General features: G+C 61.8%; 24 protein-coding genes and 1 pseudogene. 1 reads left to right on the top strand and 24 read right to left on the bottom strand.

Features of this window, described 5'->3' with window-relative positions:
- Nucleotides 1–11: 11 nt before the first annotated feature.
- The 5 genes from ffh to argB all read right to left on the bottom strand — a co-directional run bounded on the left by ffh (nucleotide 12) and on the right by argB (nucleotide 4,976).
- Nucleotides 12–1,535, bottom strand: coding sequence for a signal recognition particle protein (ffh, locus tag QNO18_RS00235; protein WP_283176054.1), 1,524 nt, complete (start codon nucleotides 1,533–1,535; stop codon nucleotides 12–14).
- A gap of 208 nt (nucleotides 1,536–1,743) precedes the next feature.
- The gene (locus QNO18_RS00240) at nucleotides 1,744–2,694 is read right to left on the bottom strand and encodes an aldo/keto reductase (protein WP_283176055.1); all 951 of its coding nucleotides are present in this window, start codon (nucleotides 2,692–2,694) and stop codon (nucleotides 1,744–1,746) included.
- An 87-nt stretch (nucleotides 2,695–2,781) separates the two neighbouring features.
- Entirely contained in the window at nucleotides 2,782–3,285 is a 504-nt protein-coding gene (locus tag QNO18_RS00245) for a histidine phosphatase family protein (RefSeq protein WP_283176056.1), read from the bottom strand.
- The gene (locus QNO18_RS00250) at nucleotides 3,282–3,944 is read right to left on the bottom strand and encodes a ferredoxin (RefSeq protein WP_283176057.1); all 663 of its coding nucleotides are present in this window, start codon (nucleotides 3,942–3,944) and stop codon (nucleotides 3,282–3,284) included. Before QNO18_RS00250 ends, QNO18_RS00245 begins: the two co-directional genes overlap by 4 nt.
- A 129-nt stretch (nucleotides 3,945–4,073) precedes the next feature.
- On the bottom strand, nucleotides 4,074–4,976 hold the full coding sequence (gene argB, locus QNO18_RS00255; protein ID WP_283176058.1) for an acetylglutamate kinase: 903 nt from the start codon (nucleotides 4,974–4,976) through the stop codon (nucleotides 4,074–4,076).
- A 168-nt stretch (nucleotides 4,977–5,144) separates the two neighbouring features.
- Here argB and QNO18_RS00260 point away from each other — a divergent pair, with 168 nt between their 5' ends.
- Nucleotides 5,145–5,774, top strand: coding sequence for a TetR family transcriptional regulator C-terminal domain-containing protein (locus QNO18_RS00260; RefSeq protein WP_283176059.1), 630 nt, complete (start codon nucleotides 5,145–5,147; stop codon nucleotides 5,772–5,774).
- A 14-nt stretch (nucleotides 5,775–5,788) separates the two neighbouring features.
- On the opposite strand, the gene QNO18_RS00265 is transcribed toward QNO18_RS00260, so the two are convergent.
- The 19 genes and pseudogenes from QNO18_RS00265 to secY all read right to left on the bottom strand — a co-directional run bounded on the left by QNO18_RS00265 (nucleotide 5,789) and on the right by secY (nucleotide 23,866).
- Nucleotides 5,789–6,565 carry an ABC transporter permease subunit gene (locus tag QNO18_RS00265; RefSeq protein ID WP_283176060.1) on the bottom strand — a complete coding sequence of 259 codons (777 nt, stop codon included), beginning with the start codon at nucleotides 6,563–6,565 and terminating at the stop codon, nucleotides 5,789–5,791.
- Entirely contained in the window at nucleotides 6,565–7,290 is a 726-nt protein-coding gene (locus tag QNO18_RS00270; protein ID WP_283176061.1) for an ABC transporter permease subunit, read from the bottom strand. The genes QNO18_RS00265 and QNO18_RS00270 overlap by 1 nt, the downstream gene beginning before the upstream one ends.
- 25 nt (nucleotides 7,291–7,315) lie before the next feature.
- Nucleotides 7,316–8,086: a transporter substrate-binding domain-containing protein gene (locus tag QNO18_RS00275; RefSeq protein ID WP_283176062.1), complete on the bottom strand. Its 771-nt coding sequence runs from the start codon at nucleotides 8,084–8,086 to the stop codon at nucleotides 7,316–7,318.
- Between the two features lie 31 nt (nucleotides 8,087–8,117).
- Entirely contained in the window at nucleotides 8,118–8,879 is a 762-nt protein-coding gene (locus QNO18_RS00280) for an ATP-binding cassette domain-containing protein (protein WP_283178714.1), read from the bottom strand.
- A 56-nt stretch (nucleotides 8,880–8,935) separates the two neighbouring features.
- Complete coding sequence (locus QNO18_RS00285; protein ID WP_283176063.1) at nucleotides 8,936–9,718, bottom strand: alpha/beta hydrolase; 783 nt, start codon at nucleotides 9,716–9,718, stop codon at nucleotides 8,936–8,938.
- Nucleotides 9,719–9,721: 3 nt separating this feature from the next.
- A complete protein-coding gene (locus QNO18_RS00290) occupies nucleotides 9,722–9,970 on the bottom strand; it encodes a 4-oxalocrotonate tautomerase (protein ID WP_349293874.1) in 249 nt (82 codons plus the stop codon).
- Entirely contained in the window at nucleotides 9,937–11,016 is a 1,080-nt protein-coding gene (locus QNO18_RS00295; RefSeq protein ID WP_349293821.1) for an LLM class flavin-dependent oxidoreductase, read from the bottom strand. Before QNO18_RS00295 ends, QNO18_RS00290 begins: the two co-directional genes overlap by 34 nt.
- Nucleotides 11,017–11,150: 134 nt before the next feature.
- Nucleotides 11,151–11,801, bottom strand: a complete 651-nt coding sequence (gene yihA, locus QNO18_RS00300; protein ID WP_283176065.1) for a ribosome biogenesis GTP-binding protein YihA/YsxC — start codon at nucleotides 11,799–11,801, stop codon at nucleotides 11,151–11,153.
- Entirely contained in the window at nucleotides 11,798–12,559 is a 762-nt protein-coding gene (locus tag QNO18_RS00305) for an MOSC N-terminal beta barrel domain-containing protein (RefSeq protein ID WP_283176066.1), read from the bottom strand. Before QNO18_RS00305 ends, yihA begins: the two co-directional genes overlap by 4 nt.
- Nucleotides 12,556–14,436, bottom strand: a complete 1,881-nt coding sequence (yidC, locus tag QNO18_RS00310; protein ID WP_283176067.1) for a membrane protein insertase YidC — start codon at nucleotides 14,434–14,436, stop codon at nucleotides 12,556–12,558. Before yidC ends, QNO18_RS00305 begins: the two co-directional genes overlap by 4 nt.
- Before the next feature lie 161 nt (nucleotides 14,437–14,597).
- Nucleotides 14,598–16,136, bottom strand: a complete 1,539-nt coding sequence (locus QNO18_RS00315) for a GGDEF domain-containing phosphodiesterase (protein WP_283176068.1) — start codon at nucleotides 16,134–16,136, stop codon at nucleotides 14,598–14,600.
- Between the two features lie 69 nt (nucleotides 16,137–16,205).
- Nucleotides 16,206–17,078, bottom strand: coding sequence for a tRNA 2-thiocytidine(32) synthetase TtcA (gene ttcA / locus QNO18_RS00320; protein ID WP_283176069.1), 873 nt, complete (start codon nucleotides 17,076–17,078; stop codon nucleotides 16,206–16,208).
- 400 nt (nucleotides 17,079–17,478) lie between these two features.
- Entirely contained in the window at nucleotides 17,479–18,795 is a 1,317-nt protein-coding gene (locus QNO18_RS00325; RefSeq protein WP_283176070.1) for a replication-associated recombination protein A, read from the bottom strand.
- Nucleotides 18,796–19,157: 362 nt separating this feature from the next.
- Nucleotides 19,158–19,568, bottom strand: coding sequence for a 50S ribosomal protein L17 (gene rplQ, locus QNO18_RS00330; RefSeq protein ID WP_092899191.1), 411 nt, complete (start codon nucleotides 19,566–19,568; stop codon nucleotides 19,158–19,160).
- 167 nt (nucleotides 19,569–19,735) lie between these two features.
- The gene (locus tag QNO18_RS00335; protein ID WP_092899193.1) at nucleotides 19,736–20,752 is read right to left on the bottom strand and encodes a DNA-directed RNA polymerase subunit alpha; all 1,017 of its coding nucleotides are present in this window, start codon (nucleotides 20,750–20,752) and stop codon (nucleotides 19,736–19,738) included.
- A gap of 144 nt (nucleotides 20,753–20,896) precedes the next feature.
- On the bottom strand, nucleotides 20,897–21,295 hold the full coding sequence (rpsK, locus tag QNO18_RS00340; protein WP_092899195.1) for a 30S ribosomal protein S11: 399 nt from the start codon (nucleotides 21,293–21,295) through the stop codon (nucleotides 20,897–20,899).
- Between the two features lie 15 nt (nucleotides 21,296–21,310).
- Nucleotides 21,311–21,679 carry a 30S ribosomal protein S13 gene (gene rpsM, locus QNO18_RS00345; protein WP_283176071.1) on the bottom strand — a complete coding sequence of 123 codons (369 nt, stop codon included), beginning with the start codon at nucleotides 21,677–21,679 and terminating at the stop codon, nucleotides 21,311–21,313.
- A gap of 179 nt (nucleotides 21,680–21,858) precedes the next feature.
- Nucleotides 21,859–22,445, bottom strand: a pseudogene (locus tag QNO18_RS00350) (adenylate kinase).
- A 62-nt stretch (nucleotides 22,446–22,507) separates the two neighbouring features.
- Nucleotides 22,508–23,866 (bottom strand): preprotein translocase subunit SecY, encoded by a 1,359-nt coding sequence (gene secY, locus QNO18_RS00355; RefSeq protein WP_283176072.1) that lies wholly within the window; start codon nucleotides 23,864–23,866, stop codon nucleotides 22,508–22,510.
- Nucleotides 23,867–23,943: the final 77 nt, after the last annotated feature.

Below are 23,943 nucleotides of genomic sequence, written 5' to 3' on the forward strand. Positions count from 1 at the left end.
CGAAAGAGCGGTCATTTCTTGCGCATCATCCCCGAAAGGCCGGCCGGCAGGGTCACGCCGCGCGGCATCCCCGGGATCGAGCCACCGCCGAGGCCTGGCAGGCCACCCATGCCGCCCGCGCCCTGCTGCACACCCTTTGCCAGTTCAGCAAGCTGTTCCGGCGACATTTTAGACGGGTCCGGCATGCCACCGCCCTTGCCAAGGAATTGCTTGATCATGTTCTTCATCATGCCCCCCTTGCCCATCTTCTTCATCATATCGGCCATCTGCTTATGCTGTTTCAGCAGACGGTTCAGGTCCTGCACCTCAAGCCCGGCACCCGATGCGATCCGCTTCTTGCGGCTCGCCTGGAGCATATCGGGATTGGCGCGTTCCTTCTTGGTCATCGAATTGATCAGCGCGATCTGGCGCTTGAGCATTGAATCGTTGAGACCCGCCTCGGCCGCCGCCGCCTGGTGCTTGCCCATGCCGGGAAGCATCCCCATCAGCCCCTGCATGCCGCCCATTTTCAGCATCTGATCAAGCTGCATCTTCAGGTCGTTCATATTGAACATACCCTTGGAGAAGCGCCTGGCCATCCGCTCGGCCTGTTCGGCCTCAAACGTCTCCTGCGCGCGCTCGACCAGGGCGACAATATCACCCATGCCAAGGATACGGCCCGCGACACGCTCGGCGTCGAAGGTCTCGATGGCATCCATCTTCTCGCCAAGGCCGACAAAGCGGATCGGCTTGCCGGTCACGGCGCGCATCGACAGCGCAGCGCCGCCGCGCCCGTCGCCATCCATCCGCGTCAGCACGACGCCGGAGATCCCGACCTTGCCGTCAAATTCGGTCGCAACATTGACCGCGTCCTGGCCGGTCAACCCGTCAACCACCAGCAGCACTTCGCGCGGTTGCGCGATATCGCGGACCGACTGGACCTCATCCATCAGCACTTCGTCGATATGCAGACGGCCTGCGGTATCGAGGAAGAGCACATCATAGCCGCCAAGGCTGGCCTGGGTTTTCGCGCGTTTCGCGATCTGAACCGCGCTCTCGCCCTTGACGATCGGCAGGCTGTCGACACCGATCTGGGTGCCAAGAATTGCCAGCTGCTCCATCGCGGCCGGGCGCTGCGTGTCCAGAGACGCCAGCAGCACGCGCTTGCCGTTGCGCTCTTTCAGCCGTTTCGCCAGTTTCGCGGTGGTCGTGGTTTTGCCCGAGCCCTGCAGACCCACCATCAGGATGGTTGCGGGCGAATTATCGATCTTCAGCGCATCCGCCGGCCCATCACCCTGGAGCGTCCGCACCAGTTCGTCATGCACGAATTTGACGACCATCTGGCCGGGGGTAATCGACTTCGTGACCGCCGAGCCCGTCGCCTTTTCCTGCACCCGCTTGATGAACTCGCGCGCGACCGGCAGCGAAACGTCTGCCTCAAGCAGCGCGATCCGCACCTCGCGCATCGCCGATACAACATCGTCCTCGCTCAGCGCGCCCTGTTTCGTCAGGCGATCAAAGACGCCGCCAAGGCGTTCTGAAAGGCTCTCAAACATGCGCGGCTCCTCGCGTGACAGATTTTCCCCGATATGGGGCGGCGACCGGGGTGGGACAAAGCGGTTTCGCACCCGTGGGCGCAAACGCGCTGACGGATGGCGATCCCGGGCAAAGCCCAAGGGACCGGAAGCTTTTGCCTCCGGGGAATTAGCCCCGCGATTACGCAAAGCGGGGGCGAGAGTCAAGTGCAGGCGGGGTGCGCTGCCGTCAGTTGCCAGCCGCCGTCAGGGCGGCAAGCTCGTCGGACGAGAGGCTGAGATCGGCCGCGCGGGCGAAGCTTGCCACCTGGTCTGCCGAGGTGGCCGAGGCAATCGGCGCGGTGATGCCGGGCTGGGCCATGACCCAGGCCAGCGCCACTTCGGCCGGTTTCGCGCGATGGGCAGATGCCACTTCATCCAGCGCCTCAAGGATCCGCAGTCCTTTGGCGTCAAGATATTTTTCGACCGCATCGCCGCGCGCCGATTTGTCGAGATCGGCTTTCGAGCGGTACTTCCCCGACAGGAATCCGGAGGCGAGGCTGAAATAGGTCACAACCCCGATCCCCTCAGTAAGGCAAAGATCGCGCAGCGGGCCTTCGAATTCGCCCCGGTCATAGAGATTATATTCCGGCTGGACCACCTGATAACGCGGCAGTGAGGTTCCCGCCGCCTTCAGCGCCGCACCCAGCAAAGCCGCATCGTAATTCGAAGCGCCTATGGCTTTGATCTTACCCGATTTCAGCAGCCTGTCATAGGCGCCAAGCGTATCCTCATGGCGTGCCTCAGGATCGGGCCAATGCGAGAAATAGAGGTCGATGCTCTCGACCCCGAGCCGCTTCAGCGAGTTTTCGGCCGCCTCGGCGATCCAGCCCGAGGAAAGCCCCTTCTGCCCCGGCTGCCCCAGATCAGAGCCCACTTTGGTAAAGATCTTCACGCGCTGCCGCATCCCCGGCCGCGCCCTGAGCCAGGCACCTATGATCGTCTCTGATTCGCCGCCTTTATTCCCGGGCTTCCAGGACGAATAGACATCCGCCGTGTCGATGGCGTCAAAGCCGTGATCGACAAAAGCATCCAGCACGCGGAAGGATTGCGCCTCATCGATGGTCCAGCCAAAGACATTGCCGCCAAAGACCAGCGGCATGAAGCTCAGCCCGCTCTTGCCCGCATCGCGCCGTTCCATGGCTTTCTCCGTCCTGGTCAGAAATCAGTGACAACCCTGCCCGCCGGCCTGTCCGGGTGCAAGCCCCTCGCGGCAGCAGATGCGCCTTCAGGCCCCGATTTCGCGCGGCACGATGAAATCGACCGTGATGCCCTGACCAAAGCCTACCTCGCCCCAGCTCGCTGAGTCGAAATCAACCACAAGGGTTGCGCCGGTCGGATAGCGGGTGAATTGCGAGGAAATCGGCGTTTTCGACACCAGGCGATGGGCGAATTCGGCAATGCCGGGGTTATGACCCAGCATCATGACGCAGTCCGTCTGCGCCTTGCGCAGCACGGTCAGCATCACATCCGGACCGGCGTGATAAAGCGCCGGCTTCAGCTCCAGCTCCGGACCTTCGGGCAGTTCTCTGGCGAGGCCCGACCAGGTCTCCCAGGTGCGCAGGGCGTCGGAACAGAGCACCTGCCCCGGAATATAGCCGCGCGAGGCCAGCCATAGCCCGAGATCCGTTGCCGCCAGTTTGCCGCGCTCATTGAGAGGGCGGTCGTGATCCGCCATGGTCGGTTCGTCCCAGCTGGATTTTGCGTGGCGGATCAGGATCAGGCGCTTCATGTGTGGAACTGTCTCATATGATAGGCTGAATGTTCCGCCAGTCTTGCATAGCGAGAGGACACCGGGCAAGCGCGTCGCGTGATGCAGCCGGAACTGAGACAATCGGCGCCGGCGGGCTGATCGAGAAAGGCGTGGCAGGCGGGGACGTCATAGCCATGGCCCCCAAGCGCTCCGGCCGGGCAGGCGGTCAGGCAGGGCGCGGGGCAATCCTGGCAGGGCTTTACACCCGGGCTGACGTCGAGCCGCTGTTTCAGCGCCAGCGCGCCGCGTAAACTGACCATCAGCCCCTGGTCCTGATGGACAAGCAGCCGGACCGGACTGTCCCAGACCCGCCCCGACCGCAAGGCCCAGGCATAGAACGGATGCCAGGGAGGGCCACCAAAAGGAAACAGCGCTTTCGCGCCGATGGCGCAGGCCAGGCGTCCGATCACCCGGCGCGACCAGCGATCCACCGGATCGGCCCGCCCGTCCCATTCCGGCTGAGAAGTGAGATGCGGCCAATACCCCGGCTCCTTCGGCCCAAGGAGCAACAGCGTCCTTGTCCCTTTGGGAAACCCCGCCTCCTCCGGATCGGGGTTGAACCCTCCGAGCAGCGTCAGGAAATGTGGCGCGAGACGCGCCTCCAGGTCCTCCAGATTGTTCAGTGGTGCCGATGCCATGCCAGACCTGTTGCAGACGGAGCCAGCCCCCCGCACCCCCGGAGTATTTTTATCAAGTGGAAGAAGCTGGCTTCCTCCTGACTTAAATACGCCTGCCGAAGGCTTCCGCGCTTTGCCGGAAGCGACCGCTCAGCCGCGTTTCACGCGCGGCTTCACCCGGGGTTCGGTCGAGCGGATCTGGCTCCCTGCCCCGTGATCGGTAAAGAGCTCCAGCAGTGCTGCATTCGGAATGCGGCCATCGAGGATGGTGACGGCCCGCACCCCTTCTTCGATCGCCTTCAGCGCGGTCTCGGTTTTCGGGATCATGCCGCCTGCGATCACGCCGTCACTGGTCAGCTTGCGGATCTCTTCGGGGGAAAGCGAGGTCATCACCTGGCCATCCGCCCCCTTCACACCGGCCACATCGGTCAGAAGAAGCAGCCGGTCGGCCTGCAGCGCGCCGGCAATCGCGCCGGCAGCGGTGTCGCCATTCACGTTGAAGGTCTCGTTGTCATTCATGCCGGTCGCCACCGGCGCCACCACGGGGATGATCCCGGCGAGGTAAAGGTCGCGCAGCACCTGCACATTCATCTCGACCGGGCGGCCGACAAAGCCCAGTTCAGGATCATCGGCCTCGCAGACCATCAGATCATCATCCTTGCCGGAGATTCCGACTGCGCGCCCGCCTGCATCCATGATCGCCTGCACGATGCGCTTGTTCACAAGGCCCGAGAGGATCATCTCGACCACCTCGACCGTCGCCTTGTCGGTCACCCGCTTGCCGCGCACGAATTCCGATTTGATGCCCAGTTTCGACAGCATCTCATTGATCATCGGCCCGCCGCCATGCACCACGACCGGATGCAGGCCAACCTGCTTCATCAACACAATATCGCGAGCGAATTCGGCCATCGCCCCGTCATCGCCCATCGCATTGCCGCCGAATTTCACCACCACCACCGCATCCTCATATCTTTGCAGATAGGGCAGTGCTTCCGAGAGCATTTTCGCGGTGTTCTGGGCGTCTTGCATGGTCAGGGTCTGCTGCTTCATGATGGCCTCCGGGTTGCCTTTGCCCCATAGGACTTTCACGCCCCCTTGCCAAGCACCGCACAGCCGGCCGGGACGGTTTTGCGCAGGGATCCGGGCGCGGTTTTGACACGGGGGGTCGCAAAGGCTATGCCCTTCGGCATTGATAGGGTGATTTAAGCGAGCGAAGTCTTGAGTGCAGAAGACAATCCCCGCGCAGCAAAGGCGCCCCGCAAACTGAGCGAGGCGAATATCAACCGCCGCGAAGAGATCCTCGAGGCCACAGAACGGGTGTTGCGCCGGGACGGATATTCCGGCCTCACCGCGCGCAAAGTAGCGGCTGAAGCCGGGTTCTCACTGGGCCATATTACCTATAATTTCAACGGGATGGACGAAGTTCTCTCCGAGACCTATCGCCGTCTGTCGGGGCGTCTGCGCGACAGTATCGCCAGTGCAGGTTGCGCCAATGCGCCGCCTCTGGCCCGGCTCGAAGGGTTTCTCGACGCGGCTTTCACGCCTGAATTTCTTGACCCTGCTCACCTGCGGCTCCGGATCGATCTTTGGTCGGCTGCGCTGACATCCGAAGTGATTGCCGCAACCGAATCCGGGCTTTACGCGCATTATCGCAGCGATCTCGAGGGGCTTTTGCTGGCGGTCGCAGGGGACGAACCCGCACGCCGGGCGCAGGTGCCTTTGCTGACCGATACGCTGATGGCGACACTGGACGGGCTCTGGCTTGACTGGATGCGCCGGCGTGATGATGCCGCAATCCGCCACGGGCTCAAAGGGTGCATGGCGCTGGTCCGCGCGCTTTTGCCCTGACCTGAATCGCACCCTCAGGCGGTACGTCGAGGGCGCCGGCTTTCCAGCCAGCCAAAGCCCAGAACGATCACCCCGGCCAGCACCAGATAGACCGCTGCGACAAAGAACAGCGGCTCATAGGTGATCAGCAGATCCTGGCGGACCCGGCTGGAGGCGGCATAGATTTCCAGCACCGTGATCGTCGCGACCAGCGGCGTGGCCTTCAGCTGCAGCACGGTCTCGCCGCCCAGAGTGGGCAAGACGCTTTGCAGCGCCTGAGGGAAGGAAATCCGCGTCAGGATCTTGTGGCGCGGCATGCCCATGGCGCGGGCGGCCTCGATCTGGCCGCGCGGCACCGAAGCAAAGGCCCCTCGCATCACCTCGCCCTCATAGCCTGCGTAAGACAGCGACAAGGCCAGCAGCGCATAGGGCCAGGCCTGGCGCAAAATCGGCCAAAGCTCGCTTTCGCGGATCCAGGGGATACCGGGGAAAAGCGAACCCAGCCCGTAATACAAAAGCCAGATCTGCAACAAAAGCGGCGTGCCGCGGATGACGGTGCAGAAGGCGCGGGCCGGCACCGCCAGATACCATGGCCCCGAGGCCTGGGCGAGGCCAAGCGGCACCGCAAGGGTGAACCCGATCAGCACCGAAAGCGCCATCAGCCAGATCGTGCGCCAGATGCCCTGCAGGATCAGCGTCTGGTATTTCGGCTCCCCCAGCCAGTCCCAGCGACCGGCAAGGCAGATCCACAGCACGAGACCTGCGGCGATCAGCATCATGATGATGCGATGCGGTTGAAGCAGGGCCTTCATCAGCGCCCTCCCGTCTGGCGAGGCGGGTCACCACGCCGCGCCCAGCGTTCCAGGCGCGCGAAGCCCCAGGTCGAAATCAGGGTAATCACAAGGTAAATCAGACCCGCTGCGATGAAAAAGGTGAAGAAAGCCTTGGTGGTGCTTGCCGCCTGGCGGGTCGCAAGGGTCAGCTCGTTAAAGCCCACAATCGCCATCAATGCCGTGTCCTTGGTGGCGATCAGCCAGAGGTTCGAGAGGCCCGGCAGTGCCAGGCCCAGCATGGTCGGCAAGGTGATGCGGCTGGCCACTTTGCGCGCCGGCATCCCCATCGCTTTTGCGGCCTCGATCTGGCCGGAGGGCACAGCAAGGATAGCGCCGCGCAGGATCTCGGTCGCATAGGCACCCTGCACCACGCCCAGCACTATGATCCCCGCGACCACGCCGGAAATCTGGATCCGGCCGAAATCCAGCGCCATCAGCGCCCGGTTCAAAAGGTCTGTCAGCCCGAAATACAACAGCAGGATCAGGATCAGCTCGGGCAAAGCCCGCACCATGGTCGTGTATACGCTGAGGCAATCACGCAGGACCGGCCCGCCATAGATCTTGCCATAGGCGCCTGCGAGGCCGATCACCAGACCGATGCCAAAGGCGCCGACCGCGATCCGGATTGACGCCCAGAGCGCGATCAGCAGCGTGCCCCCCCATCCGGGAGGGCTGAGGGCCAAAAGGCCGAGTGTGCTTTCCACGGCGTATCGCTCCGGCGATCAGCGCTTATTCGCCATAGATCGACGAGGTGAAATATTTCGCGGTGATGGTGTCATAGGTGCCATCGGCCCGAACCGCCGCGATGCCCTTGTTGAAGGCTTCTTTCAGCTTTTCATCGCCCTTGCGGATCCCGACGCCGACGCCAAGGCCCAGCACCGCCGGATCATCGGCCACAGCGCCCATCGATTCACAGCAGGCCTGACCATCGGGCGAGGCGAGGAAGGCATCAAGTGCGGTCGAATCCGCCTGGATCGCATCGACGCGGCCCGCAACCAGGTCCTGGTTCGCCTCATCCTGGGTCTGATAGGCTTTGATTTCCGAAGCCACACCTGCGAAATGCTTCTCGGCATAGGCCTGATGGATGGTCGCAACCTGAACGCCGAGGATCTTACCCGTCAATCCGGCCGGATCCGGCGTGATGCCTGCGCCTTTCGCGGCGACGATCATCGAGGGTGTGTTGTAGTATTTATTCGAAAAATCAATAACTTTCAGACGTTCATCATTGATCGACATCGAATTCATGATCGCATCAATCTGACCTGCGGTCAAAGCGGGGATAATGCCGTCCCAGGCGGTGGGGGTGATGACACAGTCAAGCGCTGCCGCCTTGCAGACAGCCTCCATCATCTCGATCTCCCATCCGGTCCAGTTCCCCGAGGCATCGACACTGGCAAAGGGCGGATATGGTTCGGGCGCCATGCCGACGCGAACGGTCTCGGCAGCGGCCATACCGGTAAAGCCGATGGCGAAAGCGGCGGCGAGTGCGATTTTTTTCATAGTCTTCTCCCTGTTTTGTTGGCTGGTCTTCTTACGAGACCGATTTAAGAAACTGTTTAAGCCGGGCCGATTGCGGGGCACCGAAGAGCTGGTCAGGCGGCCCTTCCTCCTCGATCAACCCGTTATAAAGATAGACAATATGGTCCGAGACTTCGCGGGCGAATTTCATTTCGTGCGTGACCAGCAGCATGGTGCGCCCCTCATCGGCAAGACTGCGGATGACGGCGAGAACCTCGCCGACCAGTTCCGGGTCAAGTGCCGAGGTCGGCTCGTCAAACAGCATGGCGCGCGGCTCCATACACAGCGCGCGCGCGATGGCAGCGCGTTGCTGCTGACCGCCCGACAGAAAGGCCGGATAGGCATTTTCCTTGGCCGAAAGGCCGACCCGGTCCAGCAATTTGCGTGCGGTCGCAATGGCCTCGTCCTTCGGCTTTTTCAGCACATGGACCGGCACTTCGATCAGGTTTTCCAGCACCGTCTTATGGGTCCAGAGATTGAACTGCTGGAACACCATGCCAAGGCTCTGGCGGATCCGCTCGATCTGGTGGCGGTCGGCAGGGGTGCCGTCGCCCCTGCACCGCACCTCTTCGCCACCGATCAGAATCCGCCCTGATGAGGGCGTCTCAAGAAAGTTTACACAGCGCAAAAGCGTAGACTTCCCCGAGCCGGATCCACCGATCAGCGTGACCACATCGCCCTCTTTCGCCGAGATCGAGACCCCCTTGAGCACCTCATGCGGGCCGAAGCTCTTATGCAGATCCTCGACCCGGATCGCCTCGGCTTTGGCTGTGATGCTGGCGGGGGGGCAGTGGTCGCTATGCTCATCAGGTCCGACTGCCCCTTTTGTCGCTACGCCGCCTGCTCCCGGGCAAGCAGGAACCGGCGCACATGCGGCAGCACCTGTTCGGTCGCCTCGATGAAAATTGCATGTTTCAACTCCGGAAGGACCACCAGTTCCGCCTCGGGCATTGCCCCGGCGATCAGCCTATTGAGACGGGGATTGCAGCCGCCGTCAAGCGCGCCGGTCAGAACCTGGGCGGATGCATGAATTTTATGCAGCCAGGGCGCCATTTCGGTTTCCGCATAGATATCAAATACATTCAGAAAGACATCCGCCGGGGTCTCAACCACCTGCTGCTTGCGCCAGGCGATCACATCCGGGCGGGCCGCCACGAAAGCATCGGTGAACCAGCGCGCGGTCAGCGTATCCAGCACCGGGCCGATGCCCTTTTCGCGCATCGCCTGCACCACCGCCCTGACCTTCGCGCTGTCTTCTTCGCTGCGGAAGGCGGCGGTCGACCAGAGGCCCAGCGAGCGCACGCGATCAGGGAAACGCCGCGCATAGGCCGGGCCGATCATCCCGCCCAGCGAATGGCCGGCGAAATGAGCGCGCTCAATGCCCAGCTTTGCCCGCAGCGCCTCGAGATCATCGACAAGATCGTCAAGGCCAAAGCGACCGGCCGGCTGCGGGCTTTCCCCATGGCCGCGCAGATCATAGCTGATACAGGTGAAGCGGTCTTGCAGCCCTTCGACCAGGCGGGCAAAGGTGGCACGGCGCGCACCGATCCCATGGATGAGGAAAAGCGGCGGGCCCTCGCCCGCCACCGAATAAGCGCAATCGATCGCGGCCATGGCTTACTCCGGTTTCGGGTCGGACCCGAGCCGCCCGCCAAAAGCCCAGTCGTGTTTCGCAACATCTGTAAAGACGATCTGAAGCGCTTCCGGCGTGCCACCGCAGGTTTCGACAAAGGCCCGGGTGAGGGCCTTGGCACAGGCGCGCTTCTGTTCGACAGTGCGACCTTCGAACATTTCGATACGGATCATTGGCATTTTCTGGTCCTTGCTTTCACTTATGCAACTTTTTGGCGAATGGGCCGGATGGATGGCATGACCTCTGCCGCGAAGCGGCTCATCATATCAAGTGTGGCCTCCTGAGGCTGGCCGAAATTCGACGAGGCGATCACCTCATCGATCCCCAGTTCGGCATAACCGGCCAGTCTGTCGATCATCTCGGCTCGCGTACAGATGAGCACGTTCTGGCGTAACTCCTCAACCGTCTGACGCCGCGGCAGCGGGCGGATCATGCCATGATCCACGAGGCCCGGCCCGCCAAAGACATTGTCAAAGCTCTGGTAATAGTGATGCGCACGGGCCGTCATCTGATCCGCCTCAGTCTCATCACGCGCAAGCCATAGCGTGCGTTGCAGCGAGAGCCGCTGTCGGTCCGGCCGGCCAGCCCGGGCGCGGCCAGAATGGAAGGCATCCACCTGGCTGCGCAGGATCTCGTGGCTGGCGCCCAGCGGTGTGGTCTGGACAGAATAGCCCCTGGCCGCTGCCGCCTCGATCCCCGGCGGCGCCATGATCGCCAGCGCGAGCGGGATCGGATCTTCGGGGCGTGGCATCACTGTAAGCGCGTCAAAGCGATAGCGAGACCCCTCCCAGGCGACTTCTTCGCGTGTCAGAAGCGCCTCGAGAACGGTAAGGCTTTCCTCGAAAATGGCCTTTGTATCTTCCATCGGGACGCCGATCCGGCCGGTTTCAAAACCAAATGCCCCCTTGCCGACCCCAAGAACCAGGCGCCCGTCACAAAGCGCCTGGGCCTGAACGACTTCACCGGCAAAGACCCGCATATCCCTGATCGGCAGCTGACAGATCGAGGTCGCAATCTCGAGGTCCCTGGTCACAGAGGCAATTCTGACCGCGAGCTGCAGCGGCGAAGGGACCAGTAGAATATTGATCAGATGATGTTCCGGGATTGCGACACCGCGATAGCCACAGAACTCGGCATGAATCGCCTGGTCGGTCATCTCACGGTAGAGCTGCTTGCCCCGGCCTCCCGGCACAGGAGATGACTGCTGAGAAAATGTGAAAAATCCAATCGCCTTCCCTCCACTCTGCACGATCGTACAATTGTACATCCGAACAAACATGTCAACAGAGAAGAACAGGCCGGGAAAAACCACTAGGCCAGGGGCGAAACCGAAAGAATGCAGAGAATTCGCCGGCCAGAGCCACCGGAGTTTTAAGGAAAACTCCGGGCCGGTTTCTGTACAGAAACCGGCTTCTATTCCAGCGTTGCGATCACGGCGCGCAGGGTCTCGACCCCCTCGCCCTTTTCGGAACTGGTCACGATGATTTCGGGATAGGCGGCCGGATGCTTTTGCAAGGCCTGTTTCACCTGCTCGATATTGGTCTCGCGGGTGGCGAGATTGACCTTATCCGCCTTGGTCATCACAACCTGGAAGGTCACGGCAGATCGGTCGAGCAGGCCCATGATCTCGTCATCTACCGCTTTCACACCATGGCGCGTGTCGATCAGAACAAAAGCACGGCGCAGGGTCTGACGCCCGGCAAGATAGGATTTCAGCAATTCCTGCCATTTGCGCACAATAGCCACCGGGGCTTCGGCGAAACCATAGCCGGGAAGGTCGACGAGATAGCGGCTGTCGCCTAGCGTAAAGAAGTTGATCTCCTGCGTCCGGCCCGGGGTATTCGACGCGCGCGCGAGGCTTTTGCGCGTGGTCAGGGCATTGATCAGGCTCGATTTCCCGACATTGGAGCGACCGGCGAAGCAGACCTCCACGCGGTCAGCTGGCGGCAGTGCCGCCATGGTGGTCACGCCCTTCACGAAATCGACCGGCCCGGCAAAAAGCAGCCGCCCGGTTTCGCGCGCCGCGTCCTCCGGTTCTGCAGCAAGGGTAAACGCCATCGTCATGCCAGTACCTCGACCCTGTCTTCCGGGCGGATCTCGCCGCCCTCCAGCACGGTGCCGAAGACACCGAAATCCTGCACGCCGACGGTTTCCATCAGCGCATCCAGCGTATCCGCGTCAACCAGACCGGTCTCCGGGTTCGACATGGTGGCACGGCAGCGCCCCACGCTTTCGCGGATCTCCAGCACGGTGGCGCCAATCCGCAACCGCCGTCCGACCCAGGTCATCTCTTCCCAGGGCGCGAAACCGTCAACCCAGAGATTGCCGCGCCAGCGATGGATCGAAAGGTCGCGCTTCATCTTCTGCCCGAGTGCGGCATTCGAGGCGAGGTTCTTGATCGAGAGGCTGGCATAGGCCGTGTCGGTCATTGCCCGATCCGGCGCGTGCACCAGGGCCACCGGGCGAAACCGCAGCTGCGGGCTGATCGGCAGCACCCAGTCGATCAGCTTTTCGCCTTCACTTTCGGGAAAGAAGACCAGCGGCGGCAGCTCTGGATGGGTGAGGCGCATCTCGCCCGAGACCTCATCGAACCGCGCCTCGATCGCCATCAGCGTCGGGCTGCGCGCTGCGCGCTGAAAGTTGATGCAGGGCATCCAGGACGGCGCCCCGGGATCAAATTTCGACAGGTCATGCGCGACCGCCCAGTGGCGATCCCAGGGCATCGCCTCGCCTTCCGACAGCCGAACGGACGCGAGCTGCTCGCGCCCGTGGGCCTTGATCGGGTGACGGAAGATCTGCGCGAGGCGCCCTTCACTGGTCATTTCTTTTTCGCACTGCCTTTATCAGCAAGCTTACCGGCGGGCGCTTTATTGGCATTGGCCGCCGCTTCCTTCTTGCGAAAGCCCGAACGGATATTGCCGAAGATATCCGGCTTATGCCCGTGGCTGCGCATGATGATGAACTGCTGCGAGAAGGTGATGACGTTGTTGGTGATCCAGTAAACCACCAGGCCCGAGGCAAAACCGCCAAGCATGAACATGAATACCCAGGGCATCCAGGCGAAGATCGAGGCCTGAACCGGATCGGTGGGCGCCGGGTTCAGCTTTTGCTGCAGCCACATGCTGATGCCGAGGAGGATCGGCAGCACACCGATAAACACCAGATGCAGGATCGAGCCGGTCGCAGGTGCATCCCAGGGCAGCGCGCCGAACAGGTTAAACAGCGAAGACGGATCAGGCGCCGAGAGGTCCTGCAGCCAGCCAAAGAAGGGCGCATGCCGCAATTCGATGGTGACGAAGATCACCTTGTAAAGCGAGAAGAAGATCGGAATCTGGATCAGGATCGGCAGACAGCCCGCCGCCGGATTGACCTTTTTATCGCGGTAAAGCTGCAGCATTTCTTTTTGCAGGCGCTGCTTATCTTCGCCAGCCCGTTCCTTGAGCGCCTCCATCTCGGGCTGCAGCTCTTTCATCCGCGCCATCGAGACATAGGATTTGTAAGCCAGGGGCAGCACGATCAGCTTCAGCACGAAGGTCAGTGCGATGATCGCGAGGCCCATATTGCCGATCAGACCATGGATCCAGTGCAGCAGCGCGAAGATCGGCTTGGTCAGGAAGTAGAACCAGCCCCAGTCAATCGAATCGATGAACCCGGGGATCGGGGCGCGGGCTTCGTCGACCTTGGCACCGAACAGTTTCGACACGAAGCCCGGCTCGTTCTGATAGTCGCGGATCGCTTCCCATTCCTTGGCGCCGACAAAAAAGCGGGTCGAGGTGGTGAGGCTTTGGCCCGGGGTCACGATCACAGTCGGCTGACGCGCCTCGGTCAGATAGAGGTCATGCGAGGCCACATATTTCGTAACCTGGGTGATCGGTTTGCCCTGTTCGGGCACCAGGAGCGACATCCAGTAGTGATCTGTAAAGCCGATCCAGCCGCCATCAGAGGCTTCGACGACACTGGCCGGGGCGGCCTCGCGTTCGACCGGGTCGAGGGCGACGATGTTTTTATAGGTCGTTTCGGTCAGCTTGCCATCGGCACGGGCAATGGCGCCTTCATGCAGGATGAAGAAGCTCTTCATATTCGCGGGCAGTCCATAGCGCTGGATCTGACCGTAATAGAACATCGAGGCATCACCGGTGCCGCTGTTCGCAACCGTCTCATTGACGGTGAACATGAACTCTTCATCCACCGAAATCTCGCGGGTGAAGGTCAGGCCCTTGCCATTGTCCCAGGTCAGTTTTGCAGGGTTGCCCGGCGACAGTGCGCCGGTGGTCACCGGCGTCCATTCGGTTTGCGCACCGGGCACATCGCCCTCGGTCAGCGAACCGGCGGGGCGCCAGCCAAACAGCGCAAACCATGCGCCCTGCTCGCCTTGCGGGGTCAGCAGGCGGACAATCGGCGAGTCATCCTCGATGGTCTCGTGGTAATTTTTCAGACGCAGATCGTCGATACGGCCACCGCGCAGCGAGATAGAACCCTCCAGCTGCGGCGTTTCCACCCGCAGACGCGGCGCTTCGGGAACCGGCTCCGAGCCAGCCACAGCGCCCGCCTCAGGCAGAGCCGCACCGGGTTGTTCCGTGGTGGCGGTCTCAACCGGAGCCGTCGTTTCCGGAGGAGGGAAGAGCCAGAACCACACCAGGATGACCAGAGCGCTGAGCACCATGGCGAGAATGAGGTTCTTGTTGTTTTTCTCGTCCATATTCTGAACCGCTGCCGCATGTAAGGAAGGATCAGCGGTCTTCAACAGAAGGGGGGGCGAAAGGTCAAGCGGTTTCGCCGGAAAAGCCGGCGAACCGGCCCGGTATCCGGCTGATTAGCGCATTCCGGCCTGCCACAGCACAGCGCACGAAGCTGCAGGTCTCAACCGCCCCGCGCGCCAATCCGCGGGATCCGGTCGGGGCGGTTCTGGTGTTTACGGATCCATTCCAGCGTGTCTTCGGGGTTCAGCGGCCGTTCGATTCCATAGCCCTGCACAAAGCGGCAGCCAAGCTGGGACAACATGGAATGCTCGTTTGCGGTCTCCACACCTTCGGCCAGCGTCTCCAGCCCAAGCCGGTCCGCCAGCGAGATGATCGCCGACACCATGCGCTGCTGATCGCGATCCTGATCCACCCGGGTGACAAAGCTGCGGTCGATCTTCAGCCGCCGCACGGTAAAGCGCCGGATGGTCGAGATCGAAGCATGGCCGGTGCCGAAATCGTCGAGGTCGATGCCGCAGCCCATCGAGGCCAGCTGCGCTATATTCGACACGATCACGTCATTCTCGGCCTGGGCCACCACGGTCTCAAGGATCTCAACCGTGAGTCGGGCCGGTTTCAGATCGAACCTCTCCAGCTCCCAGCGGATACGGTCTGGCAGGCGCGGGTTGCGCAGTTCTGCCGCCGAGAAGTTGACTGAGACCGTGGGAACCTGCAGCCCCGCCTTGTCCCAGTCTTTCAGCGCGACCAGCGCATGGGACAGCATGGTCTCGCTCAGACGATCGCTCAGATCGCTGCTTTCGACCAGCGGCAGGAACTCTGCCGGCGAAAGCACGCCGCGCAGCGGGTGATGCCAGCGTGCCAGCGCCTCGAGCCCGGAAATCTCGCCGGTATCGGTGGAAATCTGCGGCTGGAACCAGGCGCGGATCTCTCCCTTATCGAGCGCCTCTTCGAGATCGTCGCGCAGCGCAGCGCGGACGACACTGCGTTCGGCCATATCACGCGAGAAGGCCCGGATCGCGCCCGGCCCGTGGCCAAGCGCCTCGTCTGCCGCCGCCTGCGCCGCATCGAGCAGCGACCGCCCCGTCGCTTCGGGTGAGTAACCACCGATACAAAAACCGATGGAGCAGGTGATATAAAGCCGCGCGCCGCCAAGCGAAATCGGTTCTGCCACCGCATCCTGGAGCCGCGCACAAAGCTGAACCATGCTCTCCAGATCCAGCCGCCTGACCGGCGAGAGCACAACGACCGCCGAAGCGCCAAGCGGATTGGTCACAAGATCCCCCGCCCTCAGCGCGCCGCGAATGCGGTCCGTCGCGCGTTCTAGCACTTCGGTATGGGCGGCGCGGCCGTGGCGTTCCAGCGTATTGGTCAGGTTGTCGAACTGCACGATCAGGCAGGCCGTATTGCGCCCGTTATCCGTGACCAGCGGCAGCATCCGGTCCATCGCCGCAATCGCGCGCTGCAGCGATGTCCCTTCGTCCTTGTCCCCCAATGGCATCGGCGCCCGCAAAGGATCCGGCCCGGCGATGGCGATCACCAGCGGCAGGCCAAGCGCGAGAAAGATCAGCGCCCGCTCACCGCCCAGCCAGAACCCCGCAAGCGTGATCGCGGGCAGAAACAGAAGAAATTCCGGCCGCCGGAAACAGCCCAGGGCTTTAAGATACCTGCGGGTGCGGGCTGTGCTGGGAAGAGCCGACATACGGGAACCCTCTCTGATATGGCGCAGGGCCATCGCAGAACAGGATTGGCGAAACCTGTATGGGCTTTCTTAATCCGGAAGACGAAGTTGCTTCGCATTTTCCTCAACTTCTCCCGGTTCTCCGGTCATCAGCCCGAGGAAATCGAAGATACCGGGGTCGGCAAGATGCGAGGGGCGGACATTCATCAGCGAACGGAACATCACCTGACGGCGGCCCGGGGTACGCGTCTCCCATTCATCAAGCAGCTTTTTCACCTGGGCCCGTTGCAGCCCTTCCTGGCTGCCACAGAGATCACAGGGGATGATCGGATAATTCATCGCGCGGGCAAAACGGTCGCAATCAGCCTCGGCCACAAAGGCCAGGGGTCGGTAAAGGAATAGATCGCCCTCTTCATTCACCAGCTTCGGCGGCATGCTCGCCAGCCGCCCCCCATGGAAGAGGTTCATGAAAAAGGTCTCGAGAATGTCATCGCGGTGATGCCCGAGCACCACGGCCGAACAGCCCTCTTCCCGCGCAATCCGGTAAAGATTCCCGCGCCTTAGCCGCGAACAAAGCGAACACATCGTCGCACCTGGCTTGATCTTCGCGGTCACCACCGAATAGGTGTCCTGATATTCGACCCGGTGCTCGACCCCCATTTTCGCCAGAAATTCCGGCAGCACGGTCGAAGGGAACCCCGGCTGCCCCTGATCGAGATTGCAGGCCAAGAGATCGACCGGCAAAAGCCCGCGCCATTTCAGCTCATACAAGATGGCAAGCAGCGTGTAGCTGTCCTTGCCGCCCGACAGGCAGACAAGCCAGCGCGTCCCCGGCTGGATCATGCCATAGGTGTCGATCGCCTCGCGCACCTGGCTTACGAGGCGCTTTCTCAGCTTGCGGAATTCGGTCGATTTCGGAGCGCCATAAAACAGCGGATGAATATCGTCGGCCTCGTCCAGCATCGGTGCACCTTCATGTGTTCCTGCGGCCAGATGGCCGTTCAGCGTTAACAGGTCAAGCCCCTCACCCGCGCATCGGCCATCCCGACCTCACTGCAACAGCCGGGCAAAGCAATCGATTCGCTTTTCAGCTCGCACCAAACCTCGGGCGGGTCGTAAAGACCGGGGCCTTCAGACCACCGGGCAAACCGGCCCTGCCCAGCGGGAACGTCTTCGGGTCGTGGCCGTCGTTATAGCCTGTGCCATATGAATGTCGCCTGCGCAGATTTCAACGCTGGTTACCAGCCTGAACCAGGCCAGGCTGATGTTTTATCATGCCCGAAACGCCGCCACACGGCGCCATATCGGAGTGACCTGTGCTGGCGCCCGGTAGGTTTGGGCGAAGGTCGCGCCTCGGGTCACATCACTCAGATGTTGACGAAGGCGTTCTCTGCACGGTGGGAAGGCCTGTGACACGCTCCCAATACTCGGCCGCTCTTGCCTCGAATGTGACACCTCTGCCATCTGACTGGTAGAGAGATCCCCTGGCCAGACCCGCCGCGTAATTCTGTTCGACCCAGCCCCGCGGGTCATTATGCGGGTATCTGTAGCCGACGTGGCCGAGCTTGGCGGCGCCGGCGTAATGAGAGTCGCGCAGATGCAGGGGAACCGGTTTTGGCGCTTCTGAGGTTACCATCTTCATGGCCAGCCCAATGCCACGGCACGCTGAATTCGACTTCGGCGCCAGGGCGATATGCAGCGCCGCATGGGCCAGGATGATCTGGGCCTCAGGATAGCCGATCTTCTCCACTGCGTGCAGGGCGGCAACCGCAGTCTGCAGCGCGGTATTGTCAGCAAGGCCCACATCTTCCGAGGCATGGATCATCAGCCGTCGCGCAATGTAGCGTGGATCTTCACCGGCATGGATGAGCCGGGCCAGCCAATAAAGCGTGGCATCCGGATCCGAGCCTCTTGCCGCCTTGATCATCGCACTGACGACATCGTAATGCATATCGCCACTGCGATCATGGTTCACCGGCGCCGAGGCATAGACTTCCTCGATCATCTCTCCGGTAATGACCACCCGCGCCTGGTCATGCCCGACCGCGAGGCTTTCCAGCGTCGTGAGCGCCCGTCGCGCGTCACCACCGGACCGGCCCGCCAGCAGACGCATCTGCGCAGGCTCCAGGACCACTTCGATGCCTTCCTCTTTCAGATGGGCAAGGCCGCGCAAAAGCACACGTTCCATGTCTTCTATGGTCAGCGGCTCAAGCTTCAGAATATGCGAGCGCGATATCAGAGCTGGCGGCAACACGTGGTAGGGATTGCCGGTCGTCGCACCGATGAAATCGGCCGTGCCCTCCTCACAGATTGACAGGAGATCGTCGCATTGCGTCGCGCTGAAGCGGTGAACCTCATCCACGAAGATCAGCAATGGCCGGATCCGGGCCTCATCCGCCAGTTCTCGCAAATCCTTTACGCCGGCGCGGGTTGCGTGCAGCGGACGGAATTCCTTGCCAAGCATATTGCCGACCGCCCTGGCAATCGAGGTCTTCCCGATGCCGGGAGGGCCATAAAGGATCAGGCTGCCAAGCCGGCCGGCAGCGATCCGGCGGCGCAGCACCGAGCCTGGCTTAACGATATCGGGCTGGCCGAACACATCATCAAGCGTCTGCGGGCGCAGAACTGCGGCCAGCGGCTGTTTCGTCTGCCTGGGGGCACTGTCGAAAAGGTCGGACATGGGGATACCGGTTTTGAAGGATCTATCTCGAAGCCAGATTGCGATACCGGGCCGCCAGCCTCGCACCGGGCAAGACCTCGGGAGCCAGGGCCTGCCCCTGCCCTCTCACTCCTGAAAGCCTGTTCGGCCACAGCCGGCCGGCAGAGGGGCGCGGCACCCCGGCACCTGGGGACTTCGGATCGGTGCGACCACCGGGGGAATCGAAGAGATCGGTCATGCGCGCAGCTTCGCATGAAGCGATCAGCGCCGGAAGCTCCGAGGTAAAGGCATAGCGCCCGAACGGATAAGGCCCGCCCCTGACGATCAGAGGCGGGCCCTTTATTCATCCCGATCCCAGACAGGCGGGGATCAGTCGCGCGAGATCACTCTTCAGCGGCTTCCAGACGGGCGCGGTCAGCGGCGCCTTTGGCCGAAGTGTCACGGTCAACGAATTCGATGATCGCCATCGGAGCCATGTCGCCATAACGGAAACCGGCTTTCAGGACGCGCACATAGCCGCCCTGACGATCTTTGTAGCGCGGGCCGAGAATCGCGAACAGCTTCTCGACGTCTTTGTCTTCTTTCAGCTGGGCGGCAGCCTGACGACGGGCGTGCAGGTCGCCACGCTTTGCCAGCGTGATCAGCTTCTCGATGATCGGACGCAGTTCCTTCGCCTTCGGAAGGGTGGTCTTGATCTGCTCATGCTCGATCAGCGAGCCGGACATATTCGAGAAAAGCGCCTTGCGGTGCTCATGGGTGCGGTTGAGGCGACGATAGCCGCGGGCGTGACGCATGGGTCTCTCCTATAGCGTTTTTTACTTTGTGTTGCCGGTCTGCGTTGGACCGGCGTCGTTGGGGCGGGATTGCCCGGATCGTCTCACCACCCTCAAACACAGGTCGGGCGGCGGGGGGTCCGGGGGCCTTAGCCCCCCGGCCTTGTTCAGTCAACCGGTGATGCGGCTCAGAACTGATCCTCAAACCGCTTGGCCAGATCTTCGATATTTTCCGGCGGCCAGTCTTCGACTTCCATCCCGAGATGCAGACCCATGCCCGAAAGCACTTCCTTGATCTCGTTCAGCGATTTGCGGCCGAAGTTCGGGGTGCGCAGCATCTCGGCTTCGGTCTTCTGGATCAGATCGCCGATATAGACGATATTGTCGTTCTTCAGGCAGTTTGCCGAACGGACCGACAGTTCCAGCTCGTCGACTTTCTTCAGCAGCAGCGGGTTGAATTCGAGGCCCGAATCCACTTCGCCACCACGTGCCGCTTCCGGCTCGTCGAAGTTCACGAACACCGCCAGCTGGTCTTGCAGGATGCGCGCAGCATAGGCCACAGCGTCATCCGGCGTCAGCGAGCCGTCGGTTTCGATCTTCATCGTCAGCTTGTCATAGTCCAGCACCTGACCCTCACGGGTCGGCTGCACTTCGTAGGACACGCGCTTGACCGGCGAATAGATCGCATCGATCGGAATCAGGCCGATCGGCGCATCTTCCGGGCGGTTCTTATCGGCAGAGACATAGCCCTTACCGGTGCTCACGGTCAGCTCCATGAACACGTCCGCCCCGTCGTCGAGGTGGCAGATCACGTGATCCTTGTTCAGCACTTCGATGCCGTTGGTCTCGGAAATCGCGCTCGCGGTGACAACACCGGGGCCACGGGCCGAGATCGAAAGACGCTTCGGCCCTTCGACATCCATCTTCAGCGAAACGCCTTTGAGGTTCAGAACGATATCGGTGACATCCTCGCGGACGCCCGGCACCGAGGAGAACTCGTGCAGGACATTGTCGATCTGGACGCTGGTAATCGCGGCGCCCTGCAGCGACGACAGCAGAACGCGACGCAGCGCATTGCCGAGAGTGAGGCCGAAGCCCCGCTCCAGCGGCTCTGCGATGACCGTGGCAACGCGGCCTGCGTCACTCCCCGGTTTCACGACCAGCTGGGTCGGTTTGATCAGTTCCTGCCAGTTCTTGTGGATCATGCTTATGCCTCCATACCTGCCATCGCTTCCATGTTCCGGGTGAAGCGCGGCGCCCGAGGGTCTTTAACGAAGTCTGAGAACCAGACCGTCAAACAGGAACACCCGGGCCATGCACCAGCACGGCCCGGGCCTGATCTTGAAAGATCAGACGCGGCGACGCTTCGGCGGGCGGCAACCATTATGCGCCAGCGGGGTCACGTCGCGGATCGAAGTGATGGTCAGACCAATGGCCGACAGCGCGCGGAGCGCCGATTCACGACCCGAACCCGGGCCCTGAACTTCAACTTCCAGCGTTTTCACGCCATGTTCCTGCGCCTTGCGGCCGGCGTCTTCAGCAGCCATCTGGGCAGCGTAAGGCGTCGATTTGCGCGACCCCTTGAAGCCCATGGTCCCGGCCGACGACCAGGAAATGGCATTGCCCTGAACGTCCGAGATCAGGATTTTGGTATTGTTGAACGACGAGTTCACATGAGCAACGCCTGCGGCGATGTTCTTGCGCTCTTTACGCTTGCCACCACGGGCGGCTTTCGGATCACGTGCCATGTGTCAGGCCTCCCCTTACTTCTTCTTGCCAGCGATGGCCTTTGCGGGGCCTTTGCGGGTGCGAGCGTTGGTGTGGGTCCGCTGACCACGCACCGGGAGACCGCGACGATGGCGCAGACCGCGATAGCAGCCGAGATCCATCAGGCGCTTGATGTTCATCGAGGTTTCGCGACGCAGGTCGCCCTCGACGGTGAAGTTCGCGTCGATATATTCGCGGATCGCCAGCACTTCTGCATCCGAGAGATCATTCACGCGGCGCGCCGGATCAATGTTCAGCGCGGTGACGATCTGGCTCGCGATATGCGAGCCGATGCCGGTGATATACTGAAGCGCAATCGGAACGCGCTTATTGGTGGGGATGTTAACGCCAGCAATACGTGCCACGCGTGATTTCCTTTCGTTGCGGTTCCGTAGCTCCAGAACCTTTTTTCACAACCGGCCAGCAAAACTGTTCCGGCCGATTCGATCTTCCCCAAATGGGAAACCCCGGAGCGGTGATTCCACCCCGGGACGCTGTGCAATATGGTCAAATGCCCTGCGGGTCAAGGCCCCGCGCCGGATTTTCATGCCTTGTCAAGAACTTTCGCGATATCGGCGGCAACGCTCTCCATCGCAGCCATGCCATCAACCTGGGTCAGACCGCCCTTGGCATAGTAATACCCGAGCAGCGGCGCCGTCTGCTTGTAATATTCCCGCAGACGTTTGGCGAAGACTTCGGGATTGTCATCCGGGCGCACAGCCTCGCCCGCAGACGCAGCCTCATCGGCACGTTTCACGATACGTCCCACCAGAGCCTCATCATCCACCACCAGCTCGATCACCGCATCAAGCTTTGTGCCCTTGGCCGCGAGCAAGGCGCCCAGGGCATCGGCCTGGGCCAGGGTGCGCGGAAAGCCATCAAAGATGAAACCACCGGCCGCGCCACGATCCAGCTGTTCGGCGATCAGGCCGATCACGATCTCATCGGTCACCAGTTGCCCGGCATCCATGATCGCAGCAACCTTCTTCCCCATTTCGGTGCCCGAGCTTTTGGCGGCGCGAAGCATGTCGCCGGTCGAAAGCTGAACCATGCCGCGCCCGGTTTCGAGCCGCTTGGCCTGGGTGCCTTTGCCGGCCCCGGGGGGCCAAGCAGGATGATATTCTTCGCCAAAGCGTTGTCCTTTCCCTCAGGCCTGCACACCTTCGCGTGCAGGCTCTCCCTTAACCTCGGGCTTAGCGGCGGGCCGGCGCGCGCGGGCCCGTCTTGCGCTTGCCGCGCAGCTGCGACTTTTCGATCAGGCTCTCATACTGATGTGCCAGCAGATGCGACTGAACCTGGTTGATCGTGTCCATCGTCACCGACACCACGATCAGAACCGACGTGCCGCCAAAGTAGAAAGGCAGACCGATATTGGCGATCAGGAATTCCGGCAGCAGACAGACGGCAGCCAGATAGGCCGAACCCAGAACAAGCACACGATTGGTCACATAGGTGAGGTAATCTTCGGTCTTCTTGCCAGGGCGGATGCCCGGGATAAAGCCGTTCTGCGTCTTCAGGTTCTCGGCCACTTCATCAACTTTGAAGCTGACATTATGGGTGTAGAAATAGCTGAAGAACACGATCAGCAGACCCAGAGCCAGGGCGTGCAGCGGCGTGCCGTAGCCCAGATACAGCGCAATCCAGCTGATCACCGGGTTCGTTGTATTGCCCGAGAAGGTGCCGATGGTGGTCGGCAGCAGAAGGATCGACGAGGCGAAGATCGCCGGGATAACGCCGGCCGGGTTCACCTTGATCGGCAGATGCGACGAGCCGCCGTCATAGACCTTCATCCCCACCTGGCGGCGCGGATACTGGATATGGATCTTGCGCAAAGCGCGTTCCATGAACACGACGAAGGCGATGACGATGATCACCATCACGATCACGCCAAGGATCACCGGCGTCGAGATCGCGCCCGAACGGCCCTGTGCGAGGAAGTTCATCAGCGCGGCCGGGATCTCGGCGACGATACCGACGAAGATGATCAGCGAGATACCATTGCCGATGCCGCGGGCGGTGATCTGCTCGCCCAGCCACATCAGGAACATGGTCCCGCCGACCAGGGTGATCACCACACCTGCGATGAAATACCAGCCCGGATTATGTGCCAGATCACCAGCCTGCAGCGAGGCGGCGATGCCGTAAGCCTGGAAGACCGCCAGCAGCACGGTGCCGTAGCGGGTATACTGGTTCAGCTTCTTGCGACCCAGTTCGCCCTCTTTCTTGAGGTTCTTCCATGGCTCATACATCGTGCCCAGCAGCTGGACGATGATCGAGGCCGAAATATAGGGCATGATGCCAAGGGCGAAGATGCCCATCCGGCTCATAGCGCCCCCGGTAAACAGGTTCAGCATCCCGCCGATCCCCTGCCCCACCTCGGCCCAGGTGCGCCGCAAAGCCTCACCCTCGATGCCAGGCACCGGGATATAGGTGCCAAGCCGATAGATGATCAGCAGGCCGATGGTAAAGAAGATGCGTTGGCGAAGATCGGTCGCCTTGGCCAAAGCCCCCCAGGAGAGGTTGGCGGCCATTTGCTCTGCGGCAGATGCCATTTCCGGTCTCTTTCATGGACAGCGCCGCCGGACCGTTTTATCCGGGTCCGGCGGCGCAGGAAAACGTGAGTGAGATG

The organism is Gemmobacter sp. 24YEA27, from assembly GCF_030052995.1.
GTDB lineage: Bacteria > Pseudomonadota > Alphaproteobacteria > Rhodobacterales > Rhodobacteraceae > Pseudogemmobacter.